This is a genomic window from Cetobacterium sp. 2A, assembly GCF_014250685.1.
GTDB lineage: Bacteria > Fusobacteriota > Fusobacteriia > Fusobacteriales > Fusobacteriaceae > Cetobacterium.
The window spans coordinates 1-17,404 of sequence record NZ_JACFAJ010000008.1; the positions used below are offsets into that span (position 1 = coordinate 1).

At 28.7% G+C, this 17,404-nt stretch carries 27 protein-coding genes; 17 read left to right on the plus strand and 10 right to left on the minus strand.

Annotated elements, in window-relative coordinates; genetic code table 11:
* From H3N56_RS10295 to H3N56_RS10335, 10 genes are all read right to left on the minus strand, one after another.
* A partial coding sequence (locus H3N56_RS10295) for a hypothetical protein (RefSeq protein WP_185881138.1) occupies positions 1 to 364 on the minus strand: 364 nt, incomplete at its 3' end.
* Between the two features lie 57 nt (positions 365 to 421).
* Positions 422 to 637 carry a hypothetical protein gene (locus H3N56_RS10300; RefSeq protein WP_185879645.1) on the minus strand — a complete coding sequence of 72 codons (216 nt, stop codon included), beginning with the start codon at positions 635 to 637 and terminating at the stop codon, positions 422 to 424.
* A gap of 285 nt (positions 638 to 922) precedes the next feature.
* Positions 923 to 2,299 carry a recombinase family protein gene (locus H3N56_RS10305; RefSeq protein ID WP_185881056.1) on the minus strand — a complete coding sequence of 459 codons (1,377 nt, stop codon included), beginning with the start codon at positions 2,297 to 2,299 and terminating at the stop codon, positions 923 to 925.
* A 161-nt stretch (positions 2,300 to 2,460) separates the two neighbouring features.
* Complete coding sequence (locus tag H3N56_RS10310; RefSeq protein ID WP_185881057.1) at positions 2,461 to 2,703, minus strand: hypothetical protein; 243 nt, start codon at positions 2,701 to 2,703, stop codon at positions 2,461 to 2,463.
* Positions 2,704 to 2,706: 3 nt separating this feature from the next.
* The gene (locus H3N56_RS10315; RefSeq protein WP_185881058.1) at positions 2,707 to 2,919 is read right to left on the minus strand and encodes a hypothetical protein; all 213 of its coding nucleotides are present in this window, start codon (positions 2,917 to 2,919) and stop codon (positions 2,707 to 2,709) included.
* Position 2,920: 1 nt separating this feature from the next.
* Positions 2,921 to 3,631 (minus strand): hypothetical protein, encoded by a 711-nt coding sequence (locus H3N56_RS10320; protein WP_185881059.1) that lies wholly within the window; start codon positions 3,629 to 3,631, stop codon positions 2,921 to 2,923.
* Complete coding sequence (locus tag H3N56_RS10325) at positions 3,621 to 4,322, minus strand: ParA family protein (protein WP_185881060.1); 702 nt, start codon at positions 4,320 to 4,322, stop codon at positions 3,621 to 3,623. Before H3N56_RS10325 ends, H3N56_RS10320 begins: the two co-directional genes overlap by 11 nt.
* A gap of 16 nt (positions 4,323 to 4,338) precedes the next feature.
* On the minus strand, positions 4,339 to 4,461 hold the full coding sequence (locus tag H3N56_RS13425; protein WP_255492174.1) for a hypothetical protein: 123 nt from the start codon (positions 4,459 to 4,461) through the stop codon (positions 4,339 to 4,341).
* A 97-nt stretch (positions 4,462 to 4,558) separates the two neighbouring features.
* A complete protein-coding gene (locus tag H3N56_RS10330) occupies positions 4,559 to 4,960 on the minus strand; it encodes a hypothetical protein (RefSeq protein WP_185879702.1) in 402 nt (133 codons plus the stop codon).
* Entirely contained in the window at positions 4,960 to 5,226 is a 267-nt protein-coding gene (locus tag H3N56_RS10335; protein ID WP_185881061.1) for a hypothetical protein, read from the minus strand. Before H3N56_RS10335 ends, H3N56_RS10330 begins: the two co-directional genes overlap by 1 nt.
* Positions 5,227 to 5,430: 204 nt before the next feature.
* Here H3N56_RS10335 and H3N56_RS10340 point away from each other — a divergent pair, with 204 nt between their 5' ends.
* The 17 genes from H3N56_RS10340 to H3N56_RS10420 all read left to right on the plus strand — a co-directional run.
* Positions 5,431 to 6,108 (plus strand): S24 family peptidase, encoded by a 678-nt coding sequence (locus H3N56_RS10340; RefSeq protein ID WP_185879700.1) that lies wholly within the window; start codon positions 5,431 to 5,433, stop codon positions 6,106 to 6,108.
* A 142-nt stretch (positions 6,109 to 6,250) separates the two neighbouring features.
* Positions 6,251 to 6,466, plus strand: coding sequence for a hypothetical protein (locus H3N56_RS10345; protein ID WP_185879699.1), 216 nt, complete (start codon positions 6,251 to 6,253; stop codon positions 6,464 to 6,466).
* A gap of 138 nt (positions 6,467 to 6,604) precedes the next feature.
* On the plus strand, positions 6,605 to 7,543 hold the full coding sequence (locus tag H3N56_RS10350) for a helix-turn-helix domain-containing protein (RefSeq protein ID WP_185879698.1): 939 nt from the start codon (positions 6,605 to 6,607) through the stop codon (positions 7,541 to 7,543).
* A 3-nt stretch (positions 7,544 to 7,546) separates the two neighbouring features.
* Positions 7,547 to 7,684: a hypothetical protein gene (locus H3N56_RS10355; protein ID WP_185879697.1), complete on the plus strand. Its 138-nt coding sequence runs from the start codon at positions 7,547 to 7,549 to the stop codon at positions 7,682 to 7,684.
* A 207-nt stretch (positions 7,685 to 7,891) separates the two neighbouring features.
* Positions 7,892 to 8,038, plus strand: coding sequence for a hypothetical protein (locus H3N56_RS10360; protein WP_185879696.1), 147 nt, complete (start codon positions 7,892 to 7,894; stop codon positions 8,036 to 8,038).
* Positions 8,039 to 8,087: 49 nt separating this feature from the next.
* Positions 8,088 to 8,264 (plus strand): hypothetical protein, encoded by a 177-nt coding sequence (locus tag H3N56_RS10365; RefSeq protein WP_185879695.1) that lies wholly within the window; start codon positions 8,088 to 8,090, stop codon positions 8,262 to 8,264.
* Positions 8,265 to 8,326: 62 nt separating this feature from the next.
* Entirely contained in the window at positions 8,327 to 8,713 is a 387-nt protein-coding gene (locus H3N56_RS10370) for a hypothetical protein (protein ID WP_185879694.1), read from the plus strand.
* Between the two features lie 138 nt (positions 8,714 to 8,851).
* The gene (locus tag H3N56_RS10375) at positions 8,852 to 9,397 is read left to right on the plus strand and encodes an N-acetylmuramoyl-L-alanine amidase (protein ID WP_185879693.1); all 546 of its coding nucleotides are present in this window, start codon (positions 8,852 to 8,854) and stop codon (positions 9,395 to 9,397) included.
* Positions 9,398 to 9,405: 8 nt separating this feature from the next.
* Positions 9,406 to 10,665 (plus strand): site-specific DNA-methyltransferase, encoded by a 1,260-nt coding sequence (locus tag H3N56_RS10380; RefSeq protein WP_185879692.1) that lies wholly within the window; start codon positions 9,406 to 9,408, stop codon positions 10,663 to 10,665.
* A 10-nt stretch (positions 10,666 to 10,675) separates the two neighbouring features.
* Positions 10,676 to 10,912, plus strand: a complete 237-nt coding sequence (locus H3N56_RS10385) for a hypothetical protein (RefSeq protein WP_185879691.1) — start codon at positions 10,676 to 10,678, stop codon at positions 10,910 to 10,912.
* A gap of 21 nt (positions 10,913 to 10,933) precedes the next feature.
* Entirely contained in the window at positions 10,934 to 12,016 is a 1,083-nt protein-coding gene (locus H3N56_RS10390) for a hypothetical protein (RefSeq protein WP_185879679.1), read from the plus strand.
* 181 nt (positions 12,017 to 12,197) lie between these two features.
* The gene (locus H3N56_RS10395) at positions 12,198 to 12,776 is read left to right on the plus strand and encodes a hypothetical protein (RefSeq protein ID WP_185879690.1); all 579 of its coding nucleotides are present in this window, start codon (positions 12,198 to 12,200) and stop codon (positions 12,774 to 12,776) included.
* A complete protein-coding gene (locus H3N56_RS10400) occupies positions 12,769 to 13,200 on the plus strand; it encodes a hypothetical protein (protein WP_185879677.1) in 432 nt (143 codons plus the stop codon). Before H3N56_RS10395 ends, H3N56_RS10400 begins: the two co-directional genes overlap by 8 nt.
* An 85-nt stretch (positions 13,201 to 13,285) precedes the next feature.
* Positions 13,286 to 13,747, plus strand: coding sequence for a P27 family phage terminase small subunit (locus H3N56_RS10405; protein ID WP_185879676.1), 462 nt, complete (start codon positions 13,286 to 13,288; stop codon positions 13,745 to 13,747).
* Positions 13,747 to 15,456, plus strand: coding sequence for a terminase large subunit (locus H3N56_RS10410; protein WP_185879675.1), 1,710 nt, complete (start codon positions 13,747 to 13,749; stop codon positions 15,454 to 15,456). Before H3N56_RS10405 ends, H3N56_RS10410 begins: the two co-directional genes overlap by 1 nt.
* A 139-nt stretch (positions 15,457 to 15,595) precedes the next feature.
* Positions 15,596 to 16,705 (plus strand): phage portal protein, encoded by a 1,110-nt coding sequence (locus H3N56_RS10415; RefSeq protein WP_370521074.1) that lies wholly within the window; start codon positions 15,596 to 15,598, stop codon positions 16,703 to 16,705.
* Positions 16,706 to 17,404, plus strand: a 699-nt coding sequence (locus H3N56_RS10420; RefSeq protein ID WP_185881062.1) for a head maturation protease, ClpP-related, incomplete at its 3' end; no start/stop codon positions are given.

A 17,404-nucleotide genomic window follows, 5' to 3' on the forward strand; every position in this document is an offset into this window, starting at 1 on the left:
TTCTAACTTGCTCGATAGTATCATCTACATTAATAATATTTTGACCAATCACTATTATTATTTCTTGCGATACTTTATTTAAAGTATCATGATCTAATTCTAATATTTTTAAAACTTCAGAATAAGTAGCTATATATAAATTATTTTTTTTATCATATATACAATTATCAAGAAAAAGTAAATTCTCTATAATATATGTTCTACTATCTATATCTTTTATATATTTTAAAAATCTAGGAAACATATTGACGAAATTGTTATCATTTACATTAATAACATTTTCAAAAGTAGATATTTCAACAATATTTTTATTTGATAGTTTTGATAGTTTTTTCTCTAAAAAATCAACCTTCAACTTTCTCATTCCTTCACCCTCCGCATTTGCTAATGAGCAGTTTTTAGAGATGCCCAGCTCATTTTCTTAGGCTACTGGGTTGTATACCACTGCTTCGTCTGCTATTTCAAGAATTACTTCATCCGTTCCCTCTCTTAAAAATCCAACTATTGATAATCCATTTTCAAAATCAACTATTGTATCTCCAGTTTTTTCTGTTGTATCAGAATTTTTTAAAAGCTCATTTTTTTCTGCCTCTGTAAAACTTCCCCAAGTTCTTCCTACCAAATTTTCATTTTTCATTTTATTACCTCCTAGTTTTTGTGTTTCATCTATATAATAAGTATACTCCATCATTTAAAAAATGTAAAGCGTTTTTTTAAATAAAATGTATTTAATATATAAATAAAAAAAGTGAAGAGGAGAACCTTCACCTTTCAGACTTTTTGAATTTTTAATAAAATAATCTTCTCACTTTTAAAGTGTTGAGATTAAAACGAACAAGGATGTAAGTGTTCCACTTTTTCGCTACAATCTATACATACAAAATTATAAAACAAAAGGAGAGTTGATAGTTACTCTCCTTATTTATATTATATTAAGTTTTATTTCGAAACTTTCTCTATTCAAAACTATAACTTCTTTTATTATTATTTGTAAAATCTTCTTCTGCTCAATTCTTTCAACTTTATCAAAATTATTTAAAAGTGAAATGAATTTTTTCTTTAGATCATCTATTTCAATTTTTGCTATTTGAGGAGATGATACCGACTCAAGAACACTTATTTCAGAATTTATTTTAGAAATTAATTTTAAGTAATCATCTCTGGAAATATTACAGTCTGTATAAGCTTCAACTGTTCGTGATTTTTTTTGTAAAAGTTTTTCTATTTTAGATTTATTATCAATTTTCTTATTTGATTTTTTAGTGGATAGAAAAGAAAAATTATCTTTTGAATATTTTTTCAAAGTTGCTATTACCGCTTCTTCTAGTTCAGCAACAGGAATAAATGGAGCATGACATTTTTTTATGCTAGTGCCGAGGCATCTGTAATATGATTTTTGTCTTGCTTGCTTTTTTCTATCGTAAGCTTTCTGACCATAAAATTTTAATCCACATTCACATCTTACAATTCCACCGAGAAGATATTTATCATTGTTTACGGATCTAATGGGTGAAATGTATCTCTGAGACAGCAATCTTTGCACAGCTTCATATTGCTCAATTTCTATTATAGCTTTATGTAAGCCTTTATAAACAGTTTCTTCACACTTAACTTGTTTATTAGTTACTTTATCCCTTCTTCTTCCTCCGAATCTAACAAACCCTGCATAAGCTGGATTTTTAAGGATACAATCTATACTTTTAATACATTTATTATATCTTTTAGCTATTGATCCTTTTCCTTCTCCATTCAGATACGAAGAAAAAATATCTCTTATTTTATTTCCATCTTCATTTTCAACAAGTATTTTATCTTTAACATCAAATCCAAGTGGAGGTTTTTGAAGAAAGTATCCTTGAGTAGCATAAGCTCTCATTCTGCTTGATACTCTCTTTGAAATTGTTGTCGACTCCTGTTCAGCAAGCGAAGCTACTATCCCCAACATCATTCTTCCCATTTCACTTTCAGAATTAATAAAATTCTCAGTAACTGAGTAGTATGTAATTCTGCTATGATCAGCTAAATTAATTATTCTATGAATATCGAATTGTACTCTTCCCAATCTGCTCAGTGAGTAAAATATAAGTACATCAAATTTTTTTGATTTAATTTCAAATTCAAGAGTTTTAAGTCCTTCTCTCTCGGTATTTTTTCCAGTTTCAACCTCTTCTATTATTTTATATAGTGTAAAACCTTTACTTTTTATAAAATCAAGAGATTCTTGTTTTTGTTTGTTTAAGCTATCTTTTTCTTCTTGCATTGCAGTACTAACTCGCAGATATAGAAGTGCTTTTTTCATTCTGTCCTCCTAAGATGCTACATCTTCTACAGTCACTTCTTCTATCAATTTTATTAAATTACTTCTATAAAAATCTTTTTCTACTTCTGTATATTCCTCAACACTTATTTTAATACATTGCATTTGTATTCCTCCCATTTATTATAATTTTTTTCTTCATATTAATCTCTCCATTCGACTAAATCTTCTAGATCTTTATCCACAAAAAGTTCATCACATTTTTTGCACCAATAATTCTCTGCAACAAATCCAAAATTTTTTTCACGAGTTAAATTAAACTTAGTTTCATTTTTCATACTTACAATAGGTCTTGATTTTTCTTTGTTTATAGGTCTAATATAAGTTACTGTATATGAAGTATGCGCAACAACTTCTCCGCCACATTTTTTACATACCCAAGGCATCTATTAACCTCCTATTTTTCTTAATTTACCTCTCATTTGGCAAACAGCTCCAGCTGTTCGACCAAGGGTTAGGCTCATGACAACTAACGTATCTTTAGTTGTTGTTATGTATTCAACTTCATTTGTTGTCCATCCAACTGAATGTTTGTCATGAAATTTAGAGTTATAACATTTAACATCTTTTAGTTTTATTCCAGACTCATCTTTTTTTATCAAATTAATCAGCCTCCAACAACTTTAAATTGTCTTTATTCTCATACTCTTTTTCTTTCTCTTCTAATTTTTTTTCAGCTTCTTTCAATAGTTTCTTGTAAATTTCTATTTCTTTTTTTGCATTAAAAACTTCTTTTAAATCCATTTTTTCAACATCTTTATGAATTTTTTCAACAGACTTAATATTAAAATATTTAAATGTTTTATTACTGGTTACTATTTCTCCAATGGATTCATTATTGTTTATAGTTTCTTTTATTTCTTTTACTGCTGTGATTTTATTCTCAATTATTTCTAACTGCTCATCAAATGTTACTTCTTTTGCTGTTATGACTCTAACTGCATATCCAGAAAGAGATGATATAAAAGGTTTGTGAGAGTTGAAATGCTTATATAAGTATGCTCTTTTTAAAAGTTCACTCACTTTATCTTTATTAAGTCCAATATGTGTATACCAAGCCATAAATCCTATTTCACTATTTGTTAATCTTTCCTTAATTTCAAGTAATGTTAGACACATTTTATATAAACTATCTGAATAGATTTTCCCATTTTTTATAAAAACATTTTCTCTTTCAGTTATAAAATTTTTATCATTTTCATTGATTTCGAAACTTTCGAAATCAAACGTTGAAAGATATTCTTGAAGTTGTCTCTCTTCTGTTTTAACAGAAGAGATCTGATTTTTAATTTTTCCCAGTACGCTATTTTTCATTTAAAATAACCTCCAAGACAGACCCTAAAATTTCTTGTACCGACTCTATTTTTTTTGAATTTGTTTCCCATACAGTTTTATTCTTAGCTATCAAATTGCTTATGATTGCACTTTGTCTAATTGGGCTAGTAAGAAGTATATCCGTACCCTCCAGAATGGCTTTGAAGTCTTCTAATAATATTTTTTCATATGCAGTATTGTTAAATCTATTTGGAATTATTGCTTTAACTTTTTTAACATTTACACTTTCTAAAATTTTATTCACCCCTTGAAGGGTTACAATATCCATAAACCCTGGAATTACTATTATATCTGCTATCTCTTCAAACTCTTTATCAACTTTCAGAGTTGGAACTGAATCTATTAATATGTAATCATATTCTTCTTTTAAAAGTATTATTCTTTCTTTAACTTTATTTCTAAATATCTTAGAAAAGTTATTATTTGAAAGAGGAATATAGTTTAAATTATCCCTAAGTCTTACAATATCTCCAGATCCTTTTGTTACCCAACTTTCTAGCCCATCACCAAGAGCTACATCAATCCCAGAAAAATCTAAAATATTATTTTGTGAATCTGATGTAAGTATTAGTACATTTTTACCTAAAAGTGCTAACGCATGTCCCAGTTGAAGAGTTAACCAACTCTTACCAACGCCACCCTTGTTATTTTTAACTAATATTATTGACAATTTAACCCTCCTTTTTTTATAATAATATCTCTTCTAATTTTCTGAATATCTCATCAATATTGTTTCCTCTTATAATTCTGTGTTTCCCATTTATTGAAACACTTGCAAAAACTTCATTTCCTATAAACTTTATTGCCATTTTATTCACCCCTTGACATTTTATCGAGGCTTATGCTAAAATTGATTTGCGTATCGGTTCTAGCAATAGAGCCTTTTTTTATTTTTTGTATTTTTATTCATCTTAAACCTAATTTATTATAATTTTTTTCGAATAATAAATTCTCAAATCTTCTATTTTCATTTTGAAGTTGTTCTTTTCTCTCTTTAACATTTTTAAAAAGTTTATCTCTTAGCTTATCTGATAATTCTTCATAGTATAATTGTTTTTCTAAGTCGATTTTTAAAAAACTAATGTATCTTTTAACCCAATTTGTAAAAGTTTTATCTTTAAATTGAATTGCAAATTTTTCTAATCTTTCAATAGATTCTTTCATGTTTGTTATGTATATTTCTCTTCTCTTATCATCCAAGGCGTCTATTTCATAATCTATACCAACCGTTTCATGGATTTCAAAGAGGACTCCAGTAGTCCCCATCGTCAACCCTAGAGCATCATCTACAATACTTGAAGGTCTCATTATTCAACCCCCATAAAATTTTCTAATTTAACAAAAACTAAAACTTGTTTATCTTCTTTTTTTAGAAACTTCCAAAATATTTGATGTTGAAGTTCACTGCTGAAGAAATTCCCATCATTTTCTTGCGGATCTGTTGTTAACATTCCTCTAATTTCATCCTCTGATATAATAAAGCTATTCACTTTTTCTTTAACTATTTTATCTTTGTAAAACTGTTTAAAAATTTCTTCAACCTGAATTTCAAGTCCTTGTCTTTTTGTCCTCATAAATCCCCCTGGAAAATTAAAATTATTTTTATTTATTAAATACAGAATATATAAAACAGTATATAATTACGTAAAAACTATATAACGTTATAACGTTATAAGATTAATATATACTTTTTACGTTATATTGTCAACAAAAAAGTTGTTATTTTTTTAAAAAATAAGTTATCATGTAAGTAAATACTAAAAAGAAAGGGTGATGAAATGGGATTTGGTGAAACATTAAAAAAGGTAAGAAAGATACGCAAGGACAGTTTATATACTCTAGCAGATAAGCTGGACGTTTCTCATTCGTATATAGATAAAGTCGAAAAAGGAATCTCTCCAATATCTGAAAAATTATATAATAAATTAATTTCAGTTTATGACTTAGATGCAGATGAGTTGACACTATCTTATCTAGAAGAAAAGCTTCCAAATACAATACTTGAAAAGCTTGTCTATAAAAATGATAGCCTTACAGTTTCTTCGCCCGCTTTAAAAGTTCAGAAGTTCAAAGTGTATGTATTAAACTCTACAGGGGATGGGTCATTGCTCCAGGAAATGAAAACTAAGGAGATGATCATACCTATGGGAATACAATTAAAAAAGAATGCTTACTGTATAGAGATTACAGGAAGTGAACTGGAACCTTTGTTTTACGATGAAGATACTCTCTTAATTGAGGAGTCTGATGACACTTGGCAAGAACTTAACAAAAAAATTATTGTAATTGAAAAAGATGGAATCAGATATGTTAGAAAAGTTATGATTGTTGATTACAAGCCTAAATTCTTTGCATTAAATGATATTTATCCTCCATTTGATGATGATGGTAATATAAAATGTTTGGGAGTAGTAACTAGATTGCTAAGCAGAAATCTATCTAAAATAAAGTTTTAGATAGATTTAAAATATGGGAACGGAGCTAATTTTATGGAGGTATATTATGAAGAGATTGAATTCTCTTCATTTTTTTTGTTGACTTTGTATACAAATAACGTTATATTATATACAAATAACGTTATAAATGTGAGGTGATATTTTGAAAATATCAGAACTAGGTTTCTTTATAGATACAGAAATAAGAAGACAGTTCAAAAGTCGTAGAAAATTTGCAATAAAAACAAATAGATCATACACATATTTTAACAAGATGATATCAGGAATGATAAATCAAAATCAAAGCATTGGGTTAAATGCTGCTACTGAAATACTTTCAGATTTAGGATATGAGCTAGTTATAAAGAAAAAATCTTAAAGCTTACCTCGGTAGGCATTTAATTGGTACCCTTAACTAATAGCCAAGTACTATCACTATCTAATAGTTGAGGGTAACAATTAAATAAAGAAGGAGAGATAGTACTTGGCAGTCTATTTTCTCCATTAGGAGGATAAAATGAGGGACAAAAGATCTACGGACTGGTTTTGGCTAGAAAATGAAATTGTTGATAGAATTGATTTAGAACCTATGGAAAGATTGCTATATGTAGTTTTAGCTAGACATGCTAATAATCATACTAGCGAATCCTTTCCAAGCGAAGAAACGCTTTGTTTAAAAACTGGAGTTAAAGACAAAAGAACTATCAGAAAATATATTAATAGTCTAGAGTTAAAAAATATGATTGAGGTGAAAAGAGAACAAGGAAAGAGTAATCGATACTTTTTAAAGAATATAAAAGTAGTGTCAAAAAATGAGACCACAAAAAATGACACCACTGACAAAAATTGCAATAAAGCAGTAACATTTGATGCACAAACTAGTAACATAGAATGTGACACTAACAAGACTATAACAAGACTCAATAACAATATCATGATTCATGAACATGATTTTTTTGAGAACTTGTTTAAAGAATTAAATATAAATTTTACATTAACGAATCAAAAAAGTGTTTCAAAATTATTAAAGACTCTTAGTAAAGAACAAGTAAACGATTATTTGATAGAAACTTATGACAATTTAAAAGTTAATCCAGACATAAAAAATTTATCTGGAGCATTTAGTAAAAAAATTATGAATGGCGATAGACAATCGAAATATAAAGTAAAAACTTTTAAAGAACAAAAAGAAATTAAAGCCGTTGAGACTATAACAAAAGAGAAACCAGTAACAACAAATACCATTGTTGAGGACACAAAACAACATCAAGTTGAAGAAAGAGAAATACTGGATATAATATTTTCAAAACTATCACAAGATGAGCAGAACTTAATAAAAGCTAAAGCTCTAGCTATTGCAAGAATACATAACTCTTTTGAACCTTTTGCACTATTGCTGGCAGATAATAAAATTAAATATGATTTAATAAAAGAATTAAACTCGGGGAGGATTTAGTTAATGTTTACAATATTTTTAATAAGTGTATCAATTATTATTTTCCAAAATTTCAAATTAAAATCTGTCGAATCTAGAAATCGTTTGATAGAAAGTCAACTTATTTCAGCAAAATTAAAAATAAGGTTGTTGGAAGAATGATTGATTTGATAATTATTATAATTTCAATTTTCATTTTGTTTCTAGCTAAACATTTTTTAGACTTAGCAATAAAAAAATTACCATTTTCATGTGGAAGCTGTAAATACTTTTCGAGATGCAAAAGATTTAAGAATTATAAAAATAGGTATATAAAAAATTGTTATGAACATCCAGTTTGTTCAGATTTTATTAAAAATGGGAGGATCATTGGAGATACTAATAATAAGCGAAGAAAGTTTATCTAAATATGAAAATAAATTAATTTCAGTATCAAAAAATTATGATGTAATAGATATTGAAAACGATTTGATAGATGGGATATATATTGCAAAAGTATTTGTTGAGAACATCTAATTTAGCAAGATTATCAGAACACAGTTTAAATTATAAGGAGATACTATAAATGCTGAGAATAAGAGTGGGAGTAAGATATAAATGTAAAAAATGCGGGGCTTTTTTAGTTGAAAAAAATGAAGCTGGATATTTTATTTCAAATAAGAAAGCAAATAAAATTTCGATGAATGGTTCCATATACAAAATTGTTTGTCAATGTGGGATCGAATCTAAATATGAAATTTGACAATTTTAAAAGAAAGATATATTATAAACATATCAATCGTATAGATTACAGGGGGATATGTTATGAAAAAAATGATAATATTATTTTTAATGATAACTTCAATTATTTTTGGGATAGAGGTTATTGATTCTTCAGATATTTTAAATAGTTCAGGAAAAGTAATTGGAGAAACATATATTGCTAACTTTGCAAATGAAAATGAAAAAAATATTAAAATGCAAAGAGAAAAAAAGTATCTACAAAGTAAAGATGACTTTAAAGTATTCATCTCTAAAAACGGAGGAGTAATGTATATGGCTAGCTATAGTGCTTCGGGTGAGTATACTATATCGTTCAAAGGATTTTGTGGAGATATTTATATCTCAGTTTATGGAAATTATGCAAATTTTGATGAAATTAAAAATATTTTTTTAAATAAAACTGATTCTTTTGGATATGATTTCAAATAATTTTATTGACATAAAAAAATTTTGAGAGTATATTAAAAATATAAAATAAATAGCTGATAGGACTCAATTAAGGAGTCAAGGGTTTACCGCGAGGTTGCTCTTGGCTCCTTTATTTTTTGTAAAAATTTAGGAGGGAAAATGAAAAGAGTGATTTTACTAGCTGGTCATAACTTTAAAGATAAGGGATGCCATGTCAATCTTGAAGGAAAAACAATTAATGAGTTTGATCTTACTACATGGATTGTAGCAGAGATATTTAAAAAAGAGAGACTCATAAATATAGATTTAGTAGCTAAGGCCAGAAATGACTATAAAGACCTTGTAAGTGAAATCAATAGTCTTAATGCAGATATACTAATTAGTTGCCATTTTAATGCATCTAACGGGATCTCACAAGGAACAGAAGTGCTTTATGCTCATACTTCGAGCAAGGGCAAGAGATTAGCTTCAGTAGCTCAGGATATACTCGTAAAACATTTAGAATTAAACAATAGAGGAATAAAAGCTACGAAACAAGCCGATAGAGGTGGGTCAATACTTAACAAAACTAAACCAGTTGCCATTTTGCTAGAGCCATTTTTTTTAGATAGTGTTAAAAGTTTTGATGAATTAATCTCATTAATGGATAAAACAGTAGATTCTATCATTCAGTTATTAGAACACTTAGAAAAAAATGAGCTTTGAGAGATCATATGAAAATAGAAAAACTAAAATTAACACAAATAACACCATATATAAATAATGCTAAAGAGCATCCTCAAGAACAAATAGACCAAATAAAAGCAAGCATTAAAGAGTTTGGTTTTAATGATCCAATAGCAATAGATGAGAATAATACAATTATAGAAGGTCATGGTAGATATATTGCACTTCAACAACTAGGAATTGAAGAGGTAGAGACAATAAAATTAGATCATTTGACTGTGATACAGAAAAAACAATATATAATAGCTCACAATAAATTAACTATGAATACTGGATTTAACTTAGAAAAATTAAAATTGGAATTAAAAGCTATAGAAGTTAGCAATGAAGATTTAGCTTTAACTGGTTTTGAAATAGAGGAGCTAAAGGAATTTGAGATTGAAGGTTTGGATATAAAAATTGATGAGTTTAAAGAGGATGACCCTCCAGAAGTAAACTTAGAAAAAGAACCATATAGTAAACTTGGTGACTTATATGTGCTAGGTAATCATAGGTTGCTTTGTGGAGATAGTACAAAGGTTGAAGATTTAAGAAAAGTAATGTTAACAGATAAAGCTGACTTAGTATTTACAGACCCACCTTGGAATGTAAATTATGGAGCAGTAAAAAAGGATAACCCTCAAGGATATAAACCAAGAACAATACTAAATGATTTTATGGGAACAGATGATTTTAAGAAGTTTATGTTTGATGTATTTTCGAGAATGGCTGAATTCTCAAAGGAAGGTTGTCCTACTTATGTTGTGATGTCAGGTCAAGAATGGGGAAATATGATGTTAACCTTATCTCAAAATAATTATCATTGGTCATCTACTATTATTTGGAATAAAGACTGTTTTGTCATTTCAAGGAAAGACTACCATACAAGATATGAGCCTATTTGGTATGGATGGTTAGAAGGGTCACCTAGACTTCATCCAGTCAAAGATAGAAAACAATGTGATGTTTGGGATATTGTAAGACCTAAAAAGTCAGAGTTACACCCCACAACTAAGCCAGTAGAAGTTCCAGGAAGGGCAATTACGAATAGTTCTAAAAAAGGAGATATTGTTTTAGACTTATTTGGTGGTTCAGGTTCAACTATGATGGCTTGTGATCAATTAGAGAGAAAAAATAGATCGTTAGAGTTAGACCCGAGATATATGGATGTGATAGTAAAAAGATATGTAAACTCAGGAAAAGAAGATGTGATTTTAATAAGAGATGGAAAAGAAATTTCCTACTCTAAGATTATTAGTAATCTATAGGGAGGTATTTATGAAAGTTATAAAAATAGAGGCATTAAGTCACAGTATTCTTCAAATAAAAAAGATTAGTAAAAAAGTATCTCAAAATTTAGAAATACTTGATGAAAAAAAAATACATTTATTATTTTTAAGAAAAAAAGAGTATTTTTATGAAAAAAATACTCTGGAAGATTTAAAAAGAGACATAAATTTAATGAAACAACTTTTAGAGCAAATAGAAAAATATGAAAATACTACATTTAGTTAGTAACAAAATATGGATGAACCAATGTGTAAATTACAGGAAGGTTCGGGAAAGGGGTTGGCAGAATGGAGGTATATAAATGTGAATTTAGATACCAGTAAGATATTTAGAATAGGTATAGATTGGTTAACTCTATATAACTTTGAAATTAGCTACAATAGTAATCTATATATAACAGAACAAGTAACAGAAGAGTTCTATCAAGAAAAGTTCTATTTAGAAGAACCAAGTTATACCTTGGATAGCACTACACGATTATACACAAGTGGAAAAGAAACGTATTTTAAAAATTTGAGATTTAATCCTAATAAGATTTTGAGTGGACATAATATTTATAATTCAAGAGAAATAGAGTTGGAAGCAGCTCTTTTAATATTAGTAAAAGAACTTTCAGAAAAGGGAATAGACATAGAGTTGGCACAAGCGAAAATAAAAGATATTGAAATAAATCTTAATTTTAATAAAGCTTTCCTAGATGTTCAAGAAGCATTAAAACTTCTTTTTATATCGGTCCCACACTTTAAAAAGATAAGTAGATGCACTAGAAATAAAAGCTATAGATTGATGTTTCAAGATGAGACTCTTCTAGGGAATTATGGAGCTACTCTAGTTACTGCTTATGATAAAACAGAGGAATCTAAAAAACTAGATTTGGAGTTAGATATAACAAGATTAGAATGGAAGTTTTTAAATAGAACCTTTTCATATTATACCAATAAAAAAGGAAAAGATAATAGCTTGAATTCGATTTTAGGGAGCTTTGAGCTTATAGATGGAATCTTCATAGAGAATACCAAGAGAAAGCTCTTAGAAGAGGGGATAAAACACTTAGAAAGTATTATAAAGATTAATTTAGAGAAAGAGTTTCTAGCTTTTAAAAAATCTAATAAATTTGGAAAAGAGTTAGGAAAGAAAGCGAAAAGAGGAGTCTATAGACATCTAGAAGAAAATTGCTGGATATTTGATTATACTCTTCTGATAGAGCTTGTTGATAAACATGATAAACCACATAAAACAAGAGAAATAAAAACAATATTAAAGAATTATTCCAATCACAATAATTTAGAAAAACTGAATTATTTGATGGAATTTATTTTTAACCACTAGTTTCAAATAGTGGTTAAATCTTTGATGCGTAAAAACAAGCTTAAATACTTTGGAAATAGACAGGTTGTAGAGAATATTCAAAGAAGTAATTGTAGTGATTTTTCCTTATTAACTAAATAGCCAATATAAATGACATTTTTATTACTTAACTAATTCTTTTTATAGGAGGTGTGTCATAGCAATGATAAATAAAGTTTCTACTACAATAAAAAAAGAGATAAGAAAAAGATTCGAGTATGGAGAAGATCTAAAAGAGTTAGCCTATGAATTTAGATTATCCTATGGCACATTAAGGAACATATCTAGTAAAGAAAAGTGGGTAAAAGGAATAAACTCATCTCTGCTCTACTTGAAGGAAGTTGAGAAAGATATAGAGAGTCACTTGGAAGAGAAAGAAGAGATAAAGGGTCATTATAAAAATCTTCATAAATCAACCTTAGCTTACTTAATCGAGTTAGAAAGAAAAAAAGAAAGACCTACAAACAAAGGGAGAGAAGATGCTTTAAAAACTAGAATAGCTACTCACAGAGATGGTTATCGATTTGCTAAAGAACTTTACTCTATAATGTCTCCAGAGGAAGAGATTGACTACAAGATTAAGTTAGTAAGATATGAAGCATATAAAGAACAGATACTATCAGATGAGAAAGAAAGAGTAATAAAACTAGATGAGGATTTAGTAGATTTAAAATTAAAAAAAATAGAATTGAAAACAAAAGAGAAAAAGGCAAAAGCTTATGGAGTTGTTGTAGATGAATAGAATATGTCCGAGATGTAGGAAAGTGTATTCTTATAATCTTAAAGGGTGTCCAAATGGATGTAATAAGAAAACAAGGACTGAATCAAATAGGATATACGATAAGTGTCAAAGAGAGCATCAAAGTTTTTATAATAGTAAAGAGTGGAAGAGACTAAGAGAAGCCTGTAAGAACAGATTTAGTAATCTATGTCTTTGGAGCTTATACAAACATAAAAGAGTTGTGACAGGAACAACAGCTCATCATATAGTTCCGTTATCAGAAGATAAATTAAAAGGATCTTTATTATCTAACCTTGTTTATCTAAGTGACGAAGCTCATAGAGAGATACATAAATTGTATGAATCAAATCAAACAGGGACAATTAAAGAAATAAGAGAGTTTATTCAGGTGTGGGAAGTAGAGACTGAAGGTAGGGGTATATGAAAAAGTTTTAGGGTCACAGCCCAATACCGCATCCTTCCAATACTTTTCGCAAATTTCCCTTTGAGAAGTTTTTTGAAAATAAAAAATGGAGGTGTCAAAAATTAGAAAACCACTTGAAGTACAAACAAAACATTTAACTCAGGAAGAGATAAAAATAAAAAAGTTAGAGCAAGAATCGGTTTTTGTAGGAAATGAACAACTTAAAATCCCTCCAGATTGGCTGGTAAACGAGATAGCAACAAAAGAATGGGTAAGACTTGTAGAGCAGTTTAATAAAAAATCTATGATAAGCAACTTAGATTATAATAATTTGGGAGCTTATTGCAATGCTTTTGCTAGGTATGCATCTATTGTAACAAATCTAAAAACAGACGTAATGATTGTAGAGGAAATAAATCCACTTGTAAGCTTAGAACTGAAGTATTCAGATGAAATGAAAAGGTATGGTTCTTTGTTAGGATTAACTATGGAATCAAGATTAAAAGCTGGCTCTGGAATAATTACAATAATAGATGAAAAACTAGATAAAGAGTTTGGAGATGTTTAATGAGTACTAAAAGTGAGCTTGTACAATATTCAAAAGATTGTATAGACGGAGTAATACCAAGTGGACAAAAGCATATATGGGCTTGTAAACGTTTTTTAAAAGATGTTGAAGAAAAGAAGTTCATTTGGGATGAAGAGGAAGCTCAACGAATTGTTAAATGGTTTACATACCTTAACCATTCAAAAGGTGTATTAGCAGGAACTCCAATAATGCTAACAACTTGGCAAAAGTTTATAGTTTGTCAAATATATGCTTGGAAAAGAAAAGATGGGTATAGAAGATTTAAGAAAGCATTTATAGAGGTTGGAAGGAAAAATGCCAAAACTCAAATGCAAGCTGGATGTATGCTGTATGAAATATCTGTAGTGGCAACAAGAAATAATGAGATAGCAGAAACATTTTGTGCAGGAACAAAAAGAGAACAATCAAAATTACTATTTTCAGAGTGTCAAAATATGCTTACTGGGAGTTCTTTATCTCCAAAATTCAAAATAACAAGAGATAAAATAGTTCACATAAAAACAACATCATTTTTAAAGCCATTATCTAAGCAAGATGGAAAAACAGGAGATGGAACTAATCCTGCTGCATTGGTTTTAGATGAATACCATCAACATGCAACAACAGAATTCTATGATCTAGCACTAGGAAGTAACTCTAAAGAGTCATTATTGTTAATAATAACAACAGCAGGAATAGATTTAAATGTTCCTTGCTATAGAGAGGAATATAAATATTGCTCAGAATTGTTAAATCCAAATTTAGATATAGAAAATAGTGAGTATTTTGTAGATATTTGTGAAGCTGATAAAGGTGATGAAATAGGAGATATAAGAACTTGGAAAAAAGCGAATCCTCTTAGAGCAACATACAAAGAGGGGATAGAAAAGATAACATCTGATTATGAAGTTGCTAAAAGCGTTCCTGAAAAGATGATTTCATTTAAAACAAAAATCTTAAATATTTGGGTTCAAGCTAAAGATTTAGGATATATAGATATGGAAAAATGGAAGAAGTGTCAAGTTAAGGAATTACCATATGAAATAAGAAATAGAGCTGTGTATGTAGGATTTGACATGTCTGCCAAGATAGATTTAACAAGTGTATCATTTATACTTCCTATAATGGATGATGGAATAGCAAAATATATAATTTTTAGTCACTCCTTTATTCCAAATAGAGATAAATTAATGGAGAGAAAATTAGTCGATAAAGTTCCTTATGATACATGGGAAGAGTTAGGATTTTTAACAATAACAAATACCCCTATCGTAGACCAAGAACAAGTTATGCAATATGTAATAAAAACTTGTGAAGAAAACAATTGGGAAATAAGGCATCTTTGCTTTGATCCCGCAAATGCTTCTAAGATAATGATGGATTTGGAAGTGCAAGGATATGAGGTAACAGAGGTATTTCAATCACATAAGTCTCTAAATGAAAGCACACAAGGCTTTAGAGAACAGGTATATTCAGGAAATATTATATATGTGTATAACCCTCTTCTAAATTATGCTATGGGAAATACTGTAATAAAGCAAAATAATGGATTAATAAAAATAGATAAGGATGCTTCACGAAAAAGAATAGATCCCGTTGATGCACTATTATGTTCATTTAAACTAGCTATGTATCATGAATTTGAATTTGATATTACTCAATATGCAGAAGATAACTACCTAGATAAATTATATGGAGGGGGTGAATAATGAAAATAGTTGAAAAAATAAAAAATATGATGAAAACAGAAAAAAAGAAGGACTTACTCTTGAAGAGCTTGGAGATTTTTTAGGTGGTTATGGAATTAATATAGATAACATTGATAATAGTAGTGATTTATCAGAAACAATTTATTATATTTGTTTAAAACATTTATCAGATACAATGTCAAAAATGCCCTGGGAACTTAGAGTTTTAACAGAAAAAAAGGGGAAAGAAAAGATTATAAATTCTAAAATGGAAACCCTTTTAAATCTTAGACCTAACCCATATATAAGTTCTGCAACATTTTGGGGAACAGTTGAACTAAATAAATTACATCATGGAAATGCCTATATATATATAGAAGCAGACAGAAATGGATTTCCTAAGTATCTTTGGGTACTTCCAAGCAATCAAGTAAAGATTTGGATAGATAATAAGGGTATTTTTGGTAGATTAAATGCTCTTTGGTATGTTTGGACAGATAGCAGAAGTGGAAAGCAATATAGCTTTGAAATGGATGAGATTATACATTTTAAAACACATATTAGTTTTGATGGACTTTCAGGAATTCCAATAAGAGATATTTTAAAAACTCAAATAAGTAGTGGTAAAAATTCTATCGGATTTTTAAATAAATTATATAAAAATAATATGTTTGGATCTAAAGTTTTAGTTCATTATACAGGAGAATTGAAACAAGGAGCGGAGGCTAAGATAGCTTTAAAACTTGAAAATTTCTCAAAAACTCAAGGGTCAGGAAAGTTTATTCCAATTCCACTTGGGATGCAAGCTCAATTACTAGATATGAAGCTAGCAGATGCACAATTCTTTGAGAATAATAAAGTGTCAGCATTACAATTAGCAGCTGCATTTGGAATAAAGCCAAACATAATAAATGATTATACAAAATCATCATATAGTAACTCTGAAACTCAACAAGTAGATTTCTATGTAAATACACTTCAACCATTATTTAAAGCGTATGAACAAGAAATAACATATAAATTGTTAAGTGAAAGGGATATTGATAAAGGATATAGATTAGAAATTAATGAAAAAATTCTCTTCAAAATGGATAATAAAACCCAAGCTGAAGTTTATAGTAAATACTTGACTAATTTTGCTATGACACCAAATGAGGTGCGAGAAGATTTAAATCTTCCATATATAGAAGGTGGAGATACTCTATTAGGTAATGGTTCTACAATCAATTTAGAAAATATAGGAACACAGTATATAAAGGGGGGTGAATAGATGCCAATACTAAATTTAGATAAAGGCAAATTAGAAGTAAAAAATAAAACTGAAAATGCAGTGGATCTTATTATTTTTGGGGAAATTGCATCAAGTAGATGGTCAAATAGTGATGTTATACCCTCTGATGTGAATGAGTTATTAAATGAAATTGGAGAAAATGATGCTTTAGATATTTATATTAATTCACCAGGTGGAAGTGTATTTGCAGGAATAGCAATATACAACATGTTAGTAAGACATAAAGGTCATAAAAGAGTTTTTGTAGAAGGGTATGCAGCTTCAATAGCCTCAGTTATAGCTATGGCGGGAGATGAGATTATAGTTCCTGAGAATGCTTATTTGATGATTCATAAAGCATGGGGGTTTGCAATAGGTAATGCTGATGATTTAAGAGAGCAAGCTAATTTATATGAGAGGTTTGATACCACGATAGCAAATGCTTATATGACAAAAGCAAAAGAAAATAAAACCTTTGATGAATTTTTAGAACTTATGAAAGCTGAGACATGGTTTGATGGTTTTACAGCTCAAGATTATTTCAATGTGACTTTAACAGAGTCAGTTGATATAGCAGCTTATTTAGATGGAGAACTATATAAGAATTATAAATTACCCCAAAATCTTTTAATGAATAACATAAAAGTTAAAGATAAAAATCCTGAGAGTCAAGAAGATTTTGGAAGTTCCGAAATTGAG

Excerpts from the sequence above, each read along its gene's own strand:
- H3N56_RS10320 (WP_185881059.1), bottom strand. The coding sequence starts at position 3,631 with ATGAAAAATAGCGTACTGGGAAAAATTAAAAATCAGATCTCTTCTGTT.
- H3N56_RS10390 (WP_185879679.1), top strand. The coding sequence starts at position 10,934 with ATGTGTAAATTACAGGAAGGTTCGGGAAAGGGGTTGGCAGAATGGAGG.
- H3N56_RS10330 (WP_185879702.1), bottom strand. The coding sequence starts at position 4,960 with ATGAGACCTTCAAGTATTGTAGATGATGCTCTAGGGTTGACGATGGGG.
- H3N56_RS10335 (WP_185881061.1), bottom strand. The coding sequence starts at position 5,226 with ATGAGGACAAAAAGACAAGGACTTGAAATTCAGGTTGAAGAAATTTTT.
- H3N56_RS10310 (WP_185881057.1), bottom strand. The coding sequence starts at position 2,703 with ATGCCTTGGGTATGTAAAAAATGTGGCGGAGAAGTTGTTGCGCATACT.
- H3N56_RS10370 (WP_185879694.1), top strand. The coding sequence starts at position 8,327 with ATGAAAAAAATGATAATATTATTTTTAATGATAACTTCAATTATTTTT.
- H3N56_RS10400 (WP_185879677.1), top strand. The coding sequence starts at position 12,769 with ATGAATAGAATATGTCCGAGATGTAGGAAAGTGTATTCTTATAATCTT.
- H3N56_RS10385 (WP_185879691.1), top strand. The coding sequence starts at position 10,676 with ATGAAAGTTATAAAAATAGAGGCATTAAGTCACAGTATTCTTCAAATA.
- H3N56_RS10355 (WP_185879697.1), top strand. The coding sequence starts at position 7,547 with ATGTTTACAATATTTTTAATAAGTGTATCAATTATTATTTTCCAAAAT.
- H3N56_RS10305 (WP_185881056.1), bottom strand. The coding sequence starts at position 2,299 with ATGAAAAAAGCACTTCTATATCTGCGAGTTAGTACTGCAATGCAAGAA.
- H3N56_RS10350 (WP_185879698.1), top strand. The coding sequence starts at position 6,605 with ATGAGGGACAAAAGATCTACGGACTGGTTTTGGCTAGAAAATGAAATT.
- H3N56_RS13425 (WP_255492174.1), bottom strand. The coding sequence starts at position 4,461 with ATGGCAATAAAGTTTATAGGAAATGAAGTTTTTGCAAGTGTTTCAATA.
- H3N56_RS10395 (WP_185879690.1), top strand. The coding sequence starts at position 12,198 with ATGATAAATAAAGTTTCTACTACAATAAAAAAAGAGATAAGAAAAAGA.
- H3N56_RS10340 (WP_185879700.1), top strand. The coding sequence starts at position 5,431 with ATGGGATTTGGTGAAACATTAAAAAAGGTAAGAAAGATACGCAAGGAC.
- H3N56_RS10405 (WP_185879676.1), top strand. The coding sequence starts at position 13,286 with ATGGAGGTGTCAAAAATTAGAAAACCACTTGAAGTACAAACAAAACAT.
- H3N56_RS10375 (WP_185879693.1), top strand. The coding sequence starts at position 8,852 with ATGAAAAGAGTGATTTTACTAGCTGGTCATAACTTTAAAGATAAGGGA.
- H3N56_RS10380 (WP_185879692.1), top strand. The coding sequence starts at position 9,406 with ATGAAAATAGAAAAACTAAAATTAACACAAATAACACCATATATAAAT.
- H3N56_RS10365 (WP_185879695.1), top strand. The coding sequence starts at position 8,088 with ATGCTGAGAATAAGAGTGGGAGTAAGATATAAATGTAAAAAATGCGGG.
- H3N56_RS10300 (WP_185879645.1), bottom strand. The coding sequence starts at position 637 with ATGAAAAATGAAAATTTGGTAGGAAGAACTTGGGGAAGTTTTACAGAG.
- H3N56_RS10410 (WP_185879675.1), top strand. The coding sequence starts at position 13,747 with ATGAGTACTAAAAGTGAGCTTGTACAATATTCAAAAGATTGTATAGAC.